This is a genomic window from Phycisphaerales bacterium, from assembly GCA_016716475.1.
Lineage (GTDB): Bacteria > Planctomycetota > Phycisphaerae > UBA1845 > Fen-1342 > JADJWG01.
On record JADJWG010000004.1, the window covers coordinates 795032 to 811723 of the forward strand.

Consider the following 16692-nt stretch of genomic DNA (forward strand, 5'->3'; position numbering starts at 1 on the left):
AATGGAACCTCTGCAGTCGCCGGAGGGTCGGCTGGTCTCCAGGATGCATAGTGACGACCACAGGAGGGGCACTGGGGAAGGCGGCCGATGCGAAAGAGCGTGTTGTCTGGCGCAGGATCACAGGTCGCTCCAAATGCGTATTGAATCGCGTCAGTACAGTCCGTGTCCGATAGGAAGCTCTTGACGAGTTCTGAGCATTCTTCGAATACAGGATCCTGAATTGCATCGCAGTAAGCGCTATGATCACTCTTGTCGCTTCGAAGAACGAACATCCCGTAGACTTCCGTCAGTTCCGGGGCAATGCCTTCATTGCCGCAGTTTGCGCACTTAAATAAATACAGCGGTAATCTCACGGCGCCACCGGACTGACCATTTGAGGGACGAGGATGTCATCGAAATTCGCAAATATGGCGAGATTCGCACCCTCGCCGCGCACGGACGGAAATCTGATGACATTGAAGCCAGCTTCTCGGGCTCGTTTGCCAATGCCGATAGTCGCTTCACTGATCTCACCACCAGCGTAACCCCACCGCGCTGCAGTGGCGGCATCGGTCAGGTCCAGAACCCTCATTGCCTGTGCTCTGAGCGCGTATCTGATGCCGTGCGTGGCATTGATCCCGCGACTGGCTAACTCGGCGACCGCTGTACCCGGTTGCTCCGCCAAGTAAAACGCCGCTCCGAAGCGGGCTTTAGGATCGAAGTACTTTGGATCAATACCCCTCAGCACGCTCTGCGCAACATCGGCACTTCGGGCTGCGTGGAACCCTCGCGCTGCCTCACCCAACTCCTCACCCTGACGGCTCAGCGCGCGAAAAGCGCCTGAGCCCGTGTCGAATCGGCCGAGAAGCTCGCCGGACGAGCCGACGACCTTCACCGTGCCGGCGCTGACCAAGGGCAGGAAGGCGGCCGCGGTCGCCCAGTTCGCCTTGCCCGCTGAAATGTCCGAGATCGTGACAACCCAGTCGGCGCCCTCGCTCGCGACGCTGATGCCCGCCAGATACAGTTCCGCAGCCATCGCCGCAAAGGCGGCGCCCTGCTGCAGTCCTACCCGCATATGCTCCTGGTAGGCTGCGACGTACGCATCGAGGTCGCCCGCGTCGAGCGCTTGTTCCTGCATCCATCGGCGGTAATGCCACTGGATGTCCGAGTCATTCAGCGCGTTGAATAGGGCCTCAGCCGCATCCCAATCCGGCAGCGCATCGCGAATCCAGATCGTGCCGACGGCTGTACCCCACTGAGATACAGACCAGTCTGGATCCCACCACCACCAGCGATCCTGGTAGCCGGACACCGTGAATACGCTGCGATCTTCGAGATGGCGCAAGAACGCCGAGGCATGTGGGCCATACCGAAGCTCGAAGAAATAGCGCATCAACTCGGGGTCGAACAGGCCAAGCGGGTCCGTCTGAGCGATTGCGTTGCTGCCGAACGATTCGTAGAGGTTGAGCCCGCCCATGAACCCCGCTGGGTCGCGTTGGAACCAGCGGCCGTGCTGCGGGTCGTAGAAGCGGGCGCGGACGTAGAGCAGCACCTTGCCGTCCGCCAGCACGTCGATCGGCCGGCCGTGCAGGGCGAACGTGCCCGTCGGCGGCGGCGTGCCGTTCCGCAGCGTCGGCACCACGGCGCAGCCCGGCTGCGGCGGCAATTCCGGCCCGTTCATGCACTGCGCGAACGCGTCGAAGTCGTCGATATCGATCACGCCGTCGGCGACGCCGTCCAGATCGAAATCGTGGATGTCCAGGCAGGTCGGATCGGTCGTGCCGAAGCAGATCTGCAAGCTCGCGAAGTCGGCCAGGTCAATATCAAGGTCCGGCTCGGCATCGTGCGCGAAGCTGCCCGCCGGCCCCTTGGCGAAGTCGCCGCCCGAGCCGAAGTCGATCCGCTCGATTACGCTGCCGTCGCTGTTGCCCCTGCCCGTGACCGAGTAATTGCTCCCGGCCAGGTAGTACGTGAACTCACCCGAGCGCGTGCCCGTGACCGTGTACGTCGCGATCCGCTCGTCGATGTACTGCGCCCCGTTGACGTGGTAGAACGTCAGCGCATCGGCCCCATCGCGCTCCTCGATGATCCGCTGGCCGTCATACACGTAGCGGATCGTGTACGCATTCGGCGGATCGTTCGGCGAAAACTCGCTCAGCACCCGTCGGCCCAGGGCGTCGTAGGTGTACCGCACCAGCACGGCGTTGCCGCTCGTGCGGACCTCGGTCAGCCGGTTGAACTCGTCGTAGAAGTACTGCCGGCCGTCCTCATCGACGGTCAGGTTGCCCGCCGCGTCATACGTCAGCGGGTTGTCGTCGATCGACGCATACTCATTCGCGGCGTTGACCGCGCCGTACGTGAACGTCTGCCGCGCACGGTCGATGTGGGCCTCGCGGTTGCCGAGCAGGTCGAACCAGCTCTCTTCGTCGACCGCGGTCTCGGCATACGTCGTCGCGATCAGCCGATCCAGGTCGTCCACCGCGAACGTGCGATCGTCGGCGGAAAACGCGCTCATGCCGCTGGTGCTCTGCGTCAGCGGGTTGCCCGCCAGATCGTGCGTGTACGTGTAGTCGGCGATCGTCGTTGGCGAGCCGGCGACTTCCAGGCGGTTATTCTGCCGCGAGGAGCGCCGGTGAATGTCGAAGCCGAGGCCGACTTCGTAGACCGTGTTGCCGCCGGCGGCATCGGTGGTCGTGCGGCGGGTCTCCGGCCAGCGGCCCTCGTAGGGTTGCAGGCCGCCCGAGACGCCGCTGATCTGGTAGTTGTACGCGACGTCGAACAAGCCGCCGATATCCATCGTCTTCACGCCGTTGAGGCGCGTGTGCGTGTAGTCGATGGCCACGCTGTTCGGATAGGTAAGCTGAGTGCGGTTGCCGGCCTGGTCGTGGGCATAATCCACGGTGCGCGGCGTGCCGGCGGCGTAGGTCTGCGTCTCGTAATCGATATCGCCCAGGTCGGTGTAGTCGCGGTCAACCTGCGCGCTGCCGCGATCGGCGGAGAGCATGCGGCCGAGCGCGTCGTATCCGAACGAATCGACGTTTCCGCCAGTGGTTCGGCTCAGCAGCAGGCCGCGATCGTCGTAATCGTACGACGTCACCAGTCCGCGCTGGTCGCGCCGCGTGTCCATGCGGCCGGCATCGTCGTAGGTCATCCGGACGCAGTCGGTACACGCAGCGTTCTGCGGATCGTCGCTGCTGTCGGGGAAGATGGCGCGCAGCAGACGACCCAGCGTGTCGTAGCGGTAGTGCGTCACCTGGTCCGCGAGCGCCGTGCCGTCGGACGCCTTGTTGGCGGCTGTCTGCGTGATGAGCTGGTTGAGCCGGTTGTAGTTGTACGACGTGCTGCGTTTGAGCTCGTCGCCGCCTTCGTTTTCGACGACCGCCACGCGCTGACCGGTGAGGTCGTAATCGGTCCGCGTGGTGACTCCCTTCGGGTCTGTGACCCGGATGGTCCGGTTCAGTCCGTCAAGCTGTAACGTAGTGACCAGATCACCCACACCGGCAGCGCCCGCAGCCGTCTGCTCGATGATTCGGTCATGGCCGTCGTAGTCGAACGTGACGGTCCGCAGGCCACCGGCGCCCAACCAGTCGCGAATCTCGCGCGCGGCGAGCCGGCCGTTGGCGGCGTCGTACAGGTTCTTCGTGTAACCGAGGCTGGCATCGTAGACGTACTCGACGCGGCCCAGGTCGTCGTAGGCGGTTGCCGCCTCAAGCGCTATCGGCGAATTCGCGCTGTAAGTCTTACGGATCTGGAGCCGGCCGTCGGCGTCGTACACGAAATCGACAACGCGATCCACGGCGCGGCTTTGGAGCGTCGTGCGCGTGGCGTCAGCGAGCACCGCCTGATACTGCATCCGGCCGGCGGCGTCATACTTGAAGATCGTCGTCTGGATCGGAGTGCCAGCGGAGTCCTTCGCCGTCTCGCGCCGCAGGTTGCCGCGCGAATCGTAGAAGCGCTCGTGATAGTGGCGCAGCCCGCTGGCGTCTTCTGGGTCGGTGACGCGCGTCGGCCGGCTGAGGGCGTCGTACACGGTGTCGGTCAGCGCGTAGGCGGCGCCGGCGAGCTTGACCTGAAGCTGTTCCACATTGCCGCGATCGTCACGGGCGTAGATGGTCTGGCCGCTCTCCGAATCGGTGGTCTCTTCGACGCGGTTGGCATCGTCGTAGGTCGTCGTGATGACGCGGTCCTGGCCACCCGTCGTGGCGTCGCCGAGCGACCGTTCCTCGGTGACGTTGCCAGCCCAGTCGAATTTCCATTGCATGAGCGGGTCGCCACTGCGTCCGGTGATCGGATCGGTTCCATTGTCCACGCCGGCTACGATTCGCTGGCGGGTCTCGTACCGGAACCCACCCTCGTCGTACTGGTGTGTCGTGTCGGACAGGCCGTACGTCGTCGAACCATCGAACTCGGACACGTAGGTGCGGGTCAGGTGGCTGGCGGCATCGTAATCGTGGTCCGTCGTGATCGTCGCGCCACCGTCGGGGCCAGGGTGCCTGATCCGCTTGTCCACTCGGCCAAAATCATCGTAGGCGATCTCCTCCTGGGCGCCGGTAGGCCGATCGGTGAAGCGCAGGCGGCCAACCGCGTCGTACGTGAACGTCGTGGTCAGCGCCGGCACTTCCACCTGGCCCGCAGCCAGCGGGATCTCCTCCTCGACCAGCCCCCGACCGTCGAAGACGCGTTTCACGCCGCGCCCAGACGTGTCGTACAGCCGCGTCGTCTGTCCCAACCAGTTGTACGCGAAGTGGCTGGTCGTGCCGATGTTCGCGGGGTCCACGACCATCTGCGTGAGACGGCCCAGCCGATCGTACGTGTACTCCGTAACGATCGGGTTCGTCTCGCCCGAAATGGCCACACCACTCTGGTCTTTGTTGTCGACTAACTGCTGATCAAGTCGACCGTTGGCATCGTAGACGTGCTCGATCTGGTAGTAGTTCCCGGTTGCGCCGCCCGGGCTCAGATACCGGATGATCTTCCAGACACGACCGTCAGGATCAAACTGAGTCTTCGTCCAGTAATCATCCGGATCGATGACGATCCGATCCTGTGTCGAGGCGTCATCGACGTACTGGTACTCGGTGACCAGGGCGCTGCCGCCCGGCGCAACCGTCTCGAATGTTCGACGGAGCAAGGAGTCGTACTGGTAGCTGACGTCGCGGAGGGCGCCCGATGCGTAGTCGGTCTCGACGCGCTTCAGCACCCGTTTCACATGTGGATCAGGATCACTGTCGTCATAATAGAAGTAACGAGTCTCGGGCGTGCGCGTGCCAGAATAACCCAACGTGATTGTCGGACCGGTGCGACGAAGCAGGTGGTTTGAGTCCTCGCCCTTCAAGCCGTCGTTATTCTCGTCGCTATCGCCGTTCTCGTAATCACTCACAATTTCCGTCGCGGCTCCGCGTCCGTCGCGCTCGCGGACTACGCGTGGCGCGTAGAACAGACGCGTGTTCGAGCCGACGGAATAGAAGAATTCGTAGTCGATATCGTAGGTTACCAACGTGCCGCTGCTACCGGTGTGAATGGCCTTGCTTCTCAAACCGAAATTGCAGGACTGCGTACCGATGTGGCTGTTGTACTCGTACCCGACTGTCGTGCCGTCCGGAAGATCAACATGGTCCAACACCATCGTGCCAGCCGAATTCGGTGGATCAGTGGGCTGCCCAACCTGATGAACGAATGTCGTCGTGTATGAAGTCCCACCACCCGCCGGCTCGGAGTAGGTTGTGATGCTAGCTAGGCGGTGAGCCAGCGGTCGGTTCGGATCGCCGGTGTTTTCGTAATGGAAGTCGCGGAGGCGATATGAGCTGCCGCCCGTGCCGAACCAGTCTTTGCGATATCGATGATGATCGTCGGCAACCACATGCTCGACCACCTTCCGAAGCGCACCATCGACGTGGCGCCACTCTTCACGCAGGTCACCATCGGCATCGTAGACAAACTTGTACATGATCTCGTCACCGAGATCCGGGTCGTGGGGGTCGCCGCCCGTGCCCGCTCCGAGACGCACCTGCGTGATCCGGTACATGGTGGCCGGGTCAGTGGAGTTCACGTATTTGAAGTAGCGGGCACCGTTGCCTGAAGTAGTCGGAACAATGCCCGTAACGCGCCCTTCGGTGTCGCTTTGGACCGCCCAGCTTCGTCCATCAGACGTCGAGATCGACTCCACATGACCCGTGGTTGGATTCCGCGTCAGCGTGATGGTGTTGTTCGGCGTTCCGCCGTCGCGGATGCTCGTGACGCGGTTGTTCTGGTCATACGTGTATTGCTGTGCTGCCGGGTGCGTAGCCGACAGATTAAGGGGGCAAATTCGCGCGATCCAGCCGGTGCTGGTAGCGCTTGGGTAGCTACCCACGTCGAACCACGTCGCATCCCGACCGAAGACATCACCGGACCACACGCGATAGCCAATCCAGTGACCGGGCCAGGGCGTACCGTACGCCGATTTGGAGTACGGATTGCTATCGGATCCCCTTCGAAACTGCCGCACGTCCTGAATGAAAAGCGACTCCGCAGCGCCAGGCAAGACGACGTCGTAACGTGGCGCCACCGCAGAGCTCATAGTGCGCCGGTATACGTACGCGGCCCCGATCATGTCGGCAGTGACACCGCTACGAACGACGAGACGCGCGTTGCCAACAGCCACCGTCAGCAGCGGTGTCCCGTAGTGAAACGCCTCGCTCTCAGCAGGCACGTTCAAGAACGTCGCCGTCGTCGGTGCAACGCGCACATGGCGTGTGAACGTTGTTGGACTGCCAGTGCCCAGCTTATACCGGAACTTGAGCACGAAATGCTGCTGCGCCAGCGTCTTCGTGTTCATGGCGCGGAAGGAAAACCGCTCGGCCGTCAGGGGAGACTGAATCTGGTAGGCCGATGCCTGATCCGTACGATTCGTCAAATCGATCTCGATGCCCGAAGCATCTACGCCAGAGTACAGCCGCAGCACACTGCGGTCCCACGGCTCGCCCGCGACTGGGTCATGCCACACATAGAGTGGGTAGGTGCTGTCAATGTTCAGGCTCGAGTAGACCGCCTCGATGTGGCTGATGACCTCACCGTAGCCGATGTCCATCGTGGCTTCGCGCAGCGAATCAATGGTGCCCCGATAGGGCGCGTTCAGCACATCGTCGCCTTCGACGCCGTGAATCTGGGCCTTTGCAGAGTACCCTATCGCAAGCAGCGAGAAGAGCAGGGCTGCCAGGTATGCACGTGCGGTGTTCATTACTTGTCCTCCCCTGCGGTGCTCAGCAGTGCGTCGAGCTCTGCAAGTGTCGGCAGTTCCGGGTACTTCGACCGTACCTGCCGGAGTGCGTCCGCTGCGTCTACGAAGTCACGCTTGGCTACTGCCAACCGCACCATCTCAGCCAGCAGCAATGGCTCCCACAGGGCATCGCCAGGCACCGCGTTTCGCAGGCCCGCCAGTTCCCTCGTCGCCTCGTCGATGTCGCCGCTCTCTCGCAGCAGTTGGATGCGCCGGAAGCCGTCACGCCTGGCGCGTTCGGCATTCGGTTCCAGGCCTATCGCCACCTGCAGCGCCACGGCTGCCGCGCGCTTCGCATCTCGCGGGGCCGCGGACTCAGCAGCTAGGGCCAGCGCCAGATCCCGGCCGCACTCCGCTCGCATCTCATTCGACCACGTCGACTGCGTCAGGGCCCATTGTGCCAGTCGCGCCTGCGCCTGTGCGTCACCTCTACGTCGCAGCCAGTCCAGGTACAACCGGTACATTCGCTGAGGCGAGTCCGCTGTCGATGCCGCGCTGATCTGTTGCTGGAGGACGTCAATTGGATCCCCCCCTTCCTGCGCGCCCCAGCGCGCCTCAAGCTCAAGCTGCGCGATCCTCCGCTCAATCGCGGTCGCCCGAGCGCCAGTTACGCCATCTTTGAGCAGAAGCCGTAACCGACTGACGCCGCCTTGAACGTCGCCGAGCAGTTCGAGATTCTCTGCCGCCAACCAGCGAGCGCGTGCGCCCGTTGCTGTTCCCGCGCCTGCGTCGGCACAACGATCCCAGGCGCGGGTCGAGGCAACCCAATCGCCAAGGGCCCGATGCAACCAACCCACCCTCAGCAGTGCATCTCGCTTCGTTGTCGCACTGACATTCGCGTTACAGATGTATTCGCACACCTGGACCGCTCGTGCCACTTGAGCCCGTTCGACGACGACATCCCCCTTCCAAGCAGGCATGAACTCCGGGCCGTGAGACGTGCAGCCGAGGCCGCTCCGTTCCGTGTCGAGCGGCGCCAGACTGTCGATCAACCGTAGTGCGACCTGCTCGCTGTACGGGTGATCCGCGCCGAATTCGTCCAGGAATGTCACGTAGGCCGCAGCGCTCAGCTCGAAGTTGCCGCTTGCAGCACTGGAACGGCCAAGCATGGCCAACAAATCGGCCCGCGTGAACCGGCCGCTCTCGTCCTTGGTCAGCTCGGCTTCGACCATCGCCCGCTGCGGGGCGAACGTGCTGAGATCGATCCCCAACTCGCTCGCCTTGAGAGGGCCTCGATCGTCGGCGCGTGACCAAGCCCCCGTTACACTCAACGCAGCCACTACCACCAACAGGATCGTTGCACTCGGCCAAGGTTTGCATTTCATCGCGCCACCTCCGTTTGCTCTTGCGCCAGCGCTGCCTTGCGGCGGAGACGCTGGTAGGCAGGTTCATCTCGGACGCCCGATAGTCTACCGCGATCCAGCCGGCCATCCAAGCCAAGATCGCGTTCGTGTTGCGTTACGTCCCCGCGAATCGCGGGCCTTCACCAAGCGGCCCAACCGGGCAGCTCCGGCGGCTCCCGGCTCCGCGGACGACGTTGAACCGGTTCGCAGGACGCCGCGAATCGCCATTCTGCCCCGACTCCCGCCCGGCCCTGCCGTTACCGCCAATTCGGGAACGCCCCGATGGCGCCGAGCGTGATCGAGGGACGCCGTGACCATTCTACCTCGTGACACGGAACTCGTGTCAAGGAAGCCTGACCTCAAGATCGGGTCAGAATGGCCACGAAGTCCCAGCACGCCACCTCTTACCGCTCGCTGCCCGCGTTCCTGCGAACGCTGCGGGAAGAGGCGGGCCTGACGCAGCGCGCGCTGGGCAAGCGGCTCCGCAAGCCGCAGAGCTACGTCTACAATTGCGAAACCGCCAATCGGCGGGTCGACGTGACCGAGTTCCTCGCCTGGGTCAAGGCGTGCCGGACCGATCCTCTACTCGCCCTCGACCGCTTCATCCGCCGGCGTTTCTGAACGTGCGCGGAGAGCCGAGCGCGTCCACCACGACTCCGCGGGCGATCTCGCTGAGAGCGACCACATTCTGGAAGTGCGGCCCGGACGTATGTTGCAGCGCTGCCGACCCGCCCCACGCGGACCCGCCAGCCACCGCGTTGACTCTTCGATCAACGCCCGGTACAAGCGCCCGTTATGGAACTCAGATCCTTCATCCGCGAACGACGGCAGGCCGCGGCGGTATCGCTCCGCGCCCTGGCCCAGGCGGTCGGCTGCGACGTGGCGTACCTGTCGCGCGTGGAGACGGGTAAGATCGCACCGTCGGACGAGATTCTGGGCAAACTCGCCGCCGCCTTGGTGTGCGACGACGCCGAGCTTCGGCTGCTGGCGGGCCGGTTGCCCGACCAGCTTCGGGAGGCGCTGGCGAAGCGGCCACACGCCGCCGCGATCGCGCTGCGCGAGCAGCTCGGCTGGGCGGCGGACAATGCCATCGCGATCGTGCGACCCCCGACGGTGAGGGCCGGCCAGCCCCGGGCGATCGACGACGGCTTCCCGTTCGAGGAAGTCAGCGACATCGCCGAAGCCGAAAGCTGGCGCAAGGAGGTATACCGGCCGGTCTACCACCTGCACAAGTGGTGGGCCCAGCGACTGGGATCGGTGTTTCGAGCGGCAATCCTCGCCGCGGCTTTGCCACGCGGCGAGTCGGTGCTGGATTGGTTCTACCGCCCGACACGGCTCGACGGTCTGACCGTCTTCGACCCCTTCATGGGGAGCGGCACCACGATCGGCGAGGCGCACAAGCTTGGATGCACGGCGATCGGCCGCGACATCAACCCCGTCGCCTACCGTCTGGTGCGTACGGCGCTGGGACCGATCGACCGGGAGCAGCTCGCCCGGCACTTCGACTGCCTCAGTCGATCGGTCGCTCCGAAGCTGCAACGGCTGTATCGCAGCACCGATCGACGCGGTCAGCCGTGCGACGTGCTGTACTACTTCTGGGTCAAGGTGCTGGACTGCCCGGCATGCGCGGCAGCCGTGGATCTGTTTCCGCGGTACGTGTTTACACGACATGCCATGTCACGCACCGCGCCGGTGCATTGCCTGTGCCCAGACTGCGGCGCGGTGTTCGCGATCGGGGCACAAGATCAGCGGGCACGCTGCCCGAAGTGCAAGGGGGGGTTCGACCCACTCGCCGGCCCCGCGCGCCGCACGACCGCGGTTTGCCGAGCCTGCACGCACGAGTTTCCTCTGGCCGCCACGGCGCGGGCGGCAGGACGCCCTCCCGCACATCGGCTCTACGCGAAGCTCGTCTTGCGGCAGAACGGCGAAAAGGAGTACCTGCCAGCCACGCCCGACGACCTTGCGGCTTACGAGCGTGCGTCCGCGCAACTGCGTTCGTCGGGCCTGCCGATCCCGCGCGTGCCGATCGAAGCGGGCTACAACACCAAGCAGATTCTCAACTACGGATATCGCTACTGGCACGAGCTGTTCAACGATCGGCAGCTCCTGGCGCTGGGCACACTGGCCCAAGGCATCCGCGAGTTGCCGGCGGGGGCGGAACGCGACGTGCTGGCGCTCCTGTTCTCCGGCGTGCTCGAGTTCAACAACATGTTCGCCTCCTACAAGGGCGAGGGGACGGGTGCGGTTCGGCACATGTTCTCGCACCATGTTCTCAAGCCGGAGCGCATGCCGATCGAGGCGAACGTCTGGGGCACCCCGGCCAGTTCGGGAGCGTTCTCGACGCTGTATCGTTCCCGGGTGCTGCGAGCGATCCACTACCGCGAGGCGCCGTTCGAGGTCGCGGTGGCGCACGACGGCCGTGCCGCGCGAGGCTCGAAGGTCTTCCGCCTCAGTCCACCCATGGGCGGGCGCGTGTATGACCGCTGGCCGTCGGCCGGCTTGCCGCCGGGCGCTCTCTATCTCGCTTGTGGCGACTCCGCGCAGACCGACTTGCCGGATGCGAGTGTTGACCTCGTCGTGACCGACCCGCCCTTTTTCGACAATGTGCACTACTCGGAGCTGGCTGACTTCTTCCATGTGTGGCAGGAGACGCTGTTCGATCGGCGCGGGGGCAAGACGAACGGCACGACGCGCGCCGTGGCGGAAGTGCAGGACACCGACCCGGCCGCCTTCGCGACCAAGCTGCGGGCCGTCTTTACGGAGTGCTGCCGCGTGCTGCGCGACGATGGGCGACTCGTGTTCAGCTACCACCACTCGCGGGAAGAGGGGTGGACCGCACTGGCCGGCGCGATTGCCGGCGCCGGCTTCGCGCTGATCCAGAGCCAACCGGTGAAGTCCGAGATGTCGGTGGCCGCGCCGAAGAGTCAGGCGAAGGAGCCGATCGATCTCGACGTGCTGCTGGTGTGCGTAAAACGAGGTCGGGACGCGCGCCAGCGAGCCAAGCCGGCCGCGGCACTTGCCGCCGCACAACGCAGCACCGCCGCGAGCGTCGCGCGGTTCAATAGCGCAGGACGGCGGCTCTCGCGGGGAGACGTGCGCATTGTCCTGCTGAGCCAACTGCTGGTCGATCTGTCGGCGGGCCGGGATGCACGGGATTTGGAGGACAGCTTCGCAGTCCTCGTTTCCGACGCGCAGGCGGTCATCGAGACGGTCTGGGAGTCGCAGGCTGTGGACACGAAACCCGCCGCCTCGTCTCGACAAGAAGGCCGGCAACTCGCGTTGTTCAGCGATCCCGAGCAGCCGTAGCGGCTACGCCGCCTCGAACACGTCGAATTCCAGCACGCGCCCGGCGTTTGGCGCGGGGGTCTTCTCTACTTCCGCTTCGCCGCGCCCGCGCAGCCGGATGCTGTAGCGGTCGATCGTCTCGGCGGCGATCCGGCGCGAGATCCGATGGACCCGCCGGAGGCGAGAATCCGCAAGCTCCCAACCAGCCGGCACGATCAGTCGCTGGCGGCCGAGCCCGCTCTCGTCAATCGCGATCGGGTGCGGAAAGACGTACATTTTGCGGTTGCGGATGAAGCCGTCCGCGAACGAACCGAAATCGTGCACCGCGACGTTCAGGTGCTCATCGGCGAGTTCGTGGTCGCAGTTGATCAGATCGCCATGCGCGAGGCTCAGGCTATGCACGGGCCGATCCTGCCCCCGGCCCTCGTAGAGGCAGAAAACGAGGAACACGTCCCGTCCGAGCTTGCGGCCGGATGGGATCGTGCTGTTGAAGTCGATCGTCGTGCGTGCGGGGCGGCCATTCGCAAAGGCGAGGGACTTGATCTCGCAGCCGGCGATTTCCGGGTCCGCGCCCACCCAAAAGTCCGGGTAGCTGTTGCGGCCTTGCTGCTCGAACGGAACGCCGAGCGCGTTCAGCCGATCGATGAACCAGTCCTGGGCGAAGTACTCCTTGTCGTTCGCGCTCCGCGGCCGCATGCAGTCGCCGGCGCGGCAGGCGCGGACCATCTCGCAGAAGATGTCAACGACAGCGGAACCCATGGCCGAAACGTAGCAGAACGGATGGGCTCGCACAATGCCCGCGCCTGGCTGTCACACGGCCGGGGTGCCGGGACACGGCGTGTTCGGCGTAGGATTACGGCGACAGTGGGACGCCGTCGCCGGACGGCGGGATGGCGTTGCGGTGGGCGGGCGTGGGGCCGGCGGCCAGCACCATTGGCAGCGGCTTGACGCTCGCCGGGCCAGCCGCGCCCTCGAACCGTCGCCTGTTAAACGGCCGGAAGCCGGCGCTCTCACTCTCGGCAGCGGAGAGAGTTCGTATAAGGGTTGCGTTCGGGGATAACATCCGATGTAACCTGTTGCGGATAAATGACTTACGATCGCCCGGCCGTTGACCTGCCTGTTCGGTATTTGACCGGGGAGTTAACGTCGCCACCGCGCGGTTAACAAGTTGTTGCGTTCAAACAGGTTGGCTCCGTCGGGCACTTGATCGCGGGACGCCCTGGGGGTACCGTGTTACGAAACCTCTGCCGATACTGGTAGTTGCAGAGGAATCGTAACAAGGGCCATCATGGCGATCGCACCACAGGCAGAACGGCTGCTTCGCCACGCTCGCGAATACGGGTTCGTCCGCCCGCGCGACCTGGACCGGCTGCGCGTGCCGCGCACCATACTGAAACGTCTGGTCGACACCGGGCTGCTGGTACGTCGATCGCGCGGCGTGTACACGGTGCCGGAGTACGAGCCGACCGAGCACACGGATCTGGCCGCGGTCGCAAAGCGGGCGCCGAAGGCGATCGTCTGCCTGCTGTCGGCGCTGCGGTTTCACGAGCTCACGACGCAAAACCCGTTCGAGATCTGGATCATGATCGGCCAAACGGCCTGGCGTCCGCAGATCGAACATCCGCCGGTGCGTGTGATTCGTGCCTCGGGCGCCGGGCTCACCGAGGGTGTCGATGTCCATGAGATCGAGGGAGTCGACGTGTGCATCACCGCGCCGGCCAAGACGGTTGCCGACTGCTTCAAGTACCGCAGGCAGGTCGGGACCGACGTCGCCATCGAGGCGCTGCGCGACTGCTGGCGCCAGCGCAAGGCGACGATGGACGAAATCTACCGCTTCGCGAAAATCGACCGGGTAGCAAACATCATGCGACCGTACATGGAGTCGCTCGCGTGAAGGACAAGGGCGTCACAAACATGGCGGCGTCCGTCCGCCGGCGTCTGCTCAACCTGAGTCAGGGCCGCGGCGCTGATTACAACGCGCTGCTCACGCAGTACGCGATCGAGCGTTTCCTGTACCGCCTGTCCAAGTCCACGCTCGCCGATCGCTTCGTGCTCAAGGGCGCCATGCTGTTTCGCGTGTGGGCGGCAGACCTGCACCGGCCGACCAAGGACCTCGACCTGCTCGGGTTCGGCGACCCCACTCCCGACGCCGTCGCCACTGCGGTGCGGCAGATCATCGCCACGGTCGTTCCGGACGACGGCCTGCAGTTCGATCCGGCTTCGGTCACGGCAGCGGAAATCCGCGAAGAGCAGGAATACGGCGGCATTCGCGCCAAGCTCGTCGCGATGCTCGGCGACGCCCGCATACACATGCAGGTCGACGTCGGGTTCGGCGACGCTATTCTGCCGCAGCCAAAGGTCGAGCCGTTTCCGACGCTGCTCGACCAGGAGGCACCGAAGCTGCGGATGTATCCGCCAGAGGCGGTGATCGCGGAGAAGCTCGAGGCAATCGTGAAGCTCGGCATGGCCAACAGCCGCATGAAGGACTACTACGACCTGCTGGCAATCCTCCGGCTGTTCGACCCCGACAGCTACGCACTCGCGAAGGCGATCGCCGCCACATTTCAACGGCGGAAGACGCTCGTGCCGGATCGCGCTCCGACGGGACTCTCCGACGAGTTCGTGCGTGATCCGATCGCACAACGGCGCTGGCCAGAGTTTCTGCGGCGGCTGAGAATCGAAGACGCGCCTGCGGACCTGGGGGAGGTCGTGAACACAATCTGGACACGGGTAGAGTTGGCGATGATCAAAGCCAACGCGCTGACGCTCGGAAAGTGACGAACGAGATATCCGTTGCGGATTCAAGACGTGATTGACGAGCATCGTGATTACCATCGATCGTGATGACCTGTACAAGGAAGTCTGGTCCACGCCCGGCCTTACGCTGGCGAAGAAGTACGGGATCAGCGACGTAGCGCTGGCGAAAGCCTGCAAGCGCCACGACATCCCGCGCCCGCCGCGCGGGCACTGGGCCAAGCTCGCACATGGCAAGGAATCGCCCCAGATCCCACTCCCGCCGCTGACCGATCCACGCCTCAAGGAAGTCCGGTTTTATGGAGGCGAGCCGGGTGCGCGAGCGTTCTTTGACCCTGATCTTGAGAGTCTGGCGGAACGACCGCTCCGAGCCGCGGCAACGGCAGTGCCGGAAAGGCTATCCTCACCCCATCCGCTCATCGTCGTCACACAGGAATACCGAAAAGCGGTCGATGCCGGCAAGGCGACGGACCGCGAGCGCGCCAGGGCATTGAGCGTGTACGTATCGCGCGGCACCCTCCCGCGGGCGCTGCGGATCATGGACACGTTGATCAAAGGCTGGGAATCGGTCGGCGGTGCGGTGACCGTGGATCGCCACATGCATGACGCAACCAAACATGCGACATATTTCGCGGTCGGGGAAGACCAGGTAGCGGTGGAATTGGAGGAGAAACAGGAGCGTACTCCCGCCAAATCTGGCTGGGGGTATGACCACCACTACACTGGGCAGCTCGTGCTGCGTCTTGAACACGCCTGGGACGCGAAGTTGCGGGGCACCTGGGCGGATGGAAAACGCCAACGGGTCGAGGAACTGATTGACTCGATCATCACCGGGCTTCTGCGGCGGATCGACCACGAGAAACAGGAGCGCCTGGATCACGAGATTTCGGCGCGGCAGAGCGATCGTGCGAAGCAGCGTCGGGGGACGGCCGAGCGACATGTAGCGGAAGAGCAGAAGCGTCGCGAACAGCTGAAGGTGGAAGTCGATCGGTGGCACGAGGCGGAACGCATCCGCCATTACCTTTCCGTGCTTGACACCGAGGTTGGCCTGGGGAACCTGAAGCCGCACAACGAGGAGGCGTTCCGCCGCTGGCTCAAGTGGGCATTTTGGTACGCCGACCACATCGATCCGCTCATTCGTGCCGAGCCGTTGCCGGAAGACGTCGAGCCGCCAACGAATACGCCGCTTGAGAAGCTGGAATGGACCCGCCACACGCGGCCGATTCTCGAACGCCTGGGTGTCGGGGATACCGACGCGCTGCATGCGCTGCACGAAGACGAGATACGCGCGGCAGAAGGCGACGGACGGCGCGGCGCGTGGGACGAAGTGTGCCGCGTACTCGAAGGACTCGGTTACGACATGACGGGGCGTCGCTACTGGCTTCATTGAACCGGGTGGGACGCCGCCGTTTCTCCACCGGAGCCGCAGTTCCAGTTAGCACTGGGCAAGCGGCATTCCCGGCCGTGCCGTGTTAACAGCCCGAGAGCAACTGCCACTCGCCCGAAGGCGCAAGTTGCTTTGGGGTGGCGACTTGCGCATGGCGCGAAATCGGAGAGCGCGCTCGCGCATCGGCGCGAGAGTTACTGCTAGGGTTACATTCGGGGAGATACGACGGTCCGTCTCAAACCGAGGCGGACCCGTTTGTTTACAGGGGGCGAGCGGCGGGCCGACCGGCCGCCGGCGGCTATATCCCGTTGTTGGCAAAGGGTTACGGCGATTTCGGCGGGGCAGTTCCGCGCTCTCGGTTTTGATGAGGCGACGCGGGGGCCGGTGCCGAACGGGCGGTTCTCGGGGCCGATCCGGGCCCGACTCTCAGACTCTCACCCCGCCGCGGCTCTCGTGGTTAACTCACGCGTTCGGAACGCGAAGCGGTCGCGGGGATTTCGATACTGCGCATGCCTCTGCCTCTTCCGGCCGCGCCGGCTGCCGCGCCGACTGCGCGCCAAGGCTACGCAGGGAACCGCTGGCATGGCCATGGCCACAAGTGGACACCGCCCATCCGGCAGGTCTTGCCCGAACTGTGGAAGCCGGACGTGGTCTGGCCGGTCTGACGCACCAGCGCCACGCAACCC

Annotated in this window: 8 protein-coding genes; 5 read left to right on the forward strand and 3 right to left on the reverse strand. The window is 64.4% G+C overall.

Annotation, left to right across the window (positions count from 1 at the left end):
* Nucleotides 1–349: 349 nt before the first annotated feature.
* Entirely contained in the window at nt 350–7198 is a 6849-nt protein-coding gene (locus tag IPM18_17310) for an RES domain-containing protein (GenBank protein MBK9121340.1), read from the reverse strand.
* Nucleotides 7198–8562, reverse strand: coding sequence for a hypothetical protein (locus tag IPM18_17315; GenBank protein MBK9121341.1), 1365 nt, complete (start codon nt 8560–8562; stop codon nt 7198–7200). Before IPM18_17315 ends, IPM18_17310 begins: the two co-directional genes overlap by 1 nt.
* A 393-nt stretch (nt 8563–8955) precedes the next feature.
* Here IPM18_17315 and IPM18_17320 point away from each other — a divergent pair, with 393 nt between their 5' ends.
* Nucleotides 8956–9201, forward strand: a complete 246-nt coding sequence (locus IPM18_17320; protein ID MBK9121342.1) for a helix-turn-helix transcriptional regulator — start codon at nt 8956–8958, stop codon at nt 9199–9201.
* Between the two features lie 174 nt (nt 9202–9375).
* On the forward strand, nt 9376–11886 hold the full coding sequence (locus IPM18_17325) for a helix-turn-helix domain-containing protein (GenBank protein MBK9121343.1): 2511 nt from the start codon (nt 9376–9378) through the stop codon (nt 11884–11886).
* A 3-nt stretch (nt 11887–11889) separates the two neighbouring features.
* Here the strand turns inward: IPM18_17325 and IPM18_17330 are convergent, their stop codons facing one another.
* Entirely contained in the window at nt 11890–12591 is a 702-nt protein-coding gene (locus tag IPM18_17330) for a hypothetical protein (GenBank protein MBK9121344.1), read from the reverse strand.
* Nucleotides 12592–13153: 562 nt separating this feature from the next.
* On the opposite strand from IPM18_17330, the gene IPM18_17335 reads away from it, so the two are divergent.
* From IPM18_17335 to IPM18_17345, 3 genes are read left to right on the forward strand one after another with little or no spacing between them, the layout of a single operon-like run.
* On the forward strand, nt 13154–13759 hold the full coding sequence (locus IPM18_17335) for a type IV toxin-antitoxin system AbiEi family antitoxin domain-containing protein (GenBank protein MBK9121345.1): 606 nt from the start codon (nt 13154–13156) through the stop codon (nt 13757–13759).
* Nucleotides 13756–14643, forward strand: a complete 888-nt coding sequence (locus IPM18_17340; GenBank protein MBK9121346.1) for a nucleotidyl transferase AbiEii/AbiGii toxin family protein — start codon at nt 13756–13758, stop codon at nt 14641–14643. Before IPM18_17335 ends, IPM18_17340 begins: the two co-directional genes overlap by 4 nt.
* Nucleotides 14644–14689: 46 nt before the next feature.
* Nucleotides 14690–16009 carry a hypothetical protein gene (locus IPM18_17345; protein MBK9121347.1) on the forward strand — a complete coding sequence of 440 codons (1320 nt, stop codon included), beginning with the start codon at nt 14690–14692 and terminating at the stop codon, nt 16007–16009.
* The last annotated feature ends 683 nt before the right edge of the window (nt 16010–16692 follow it).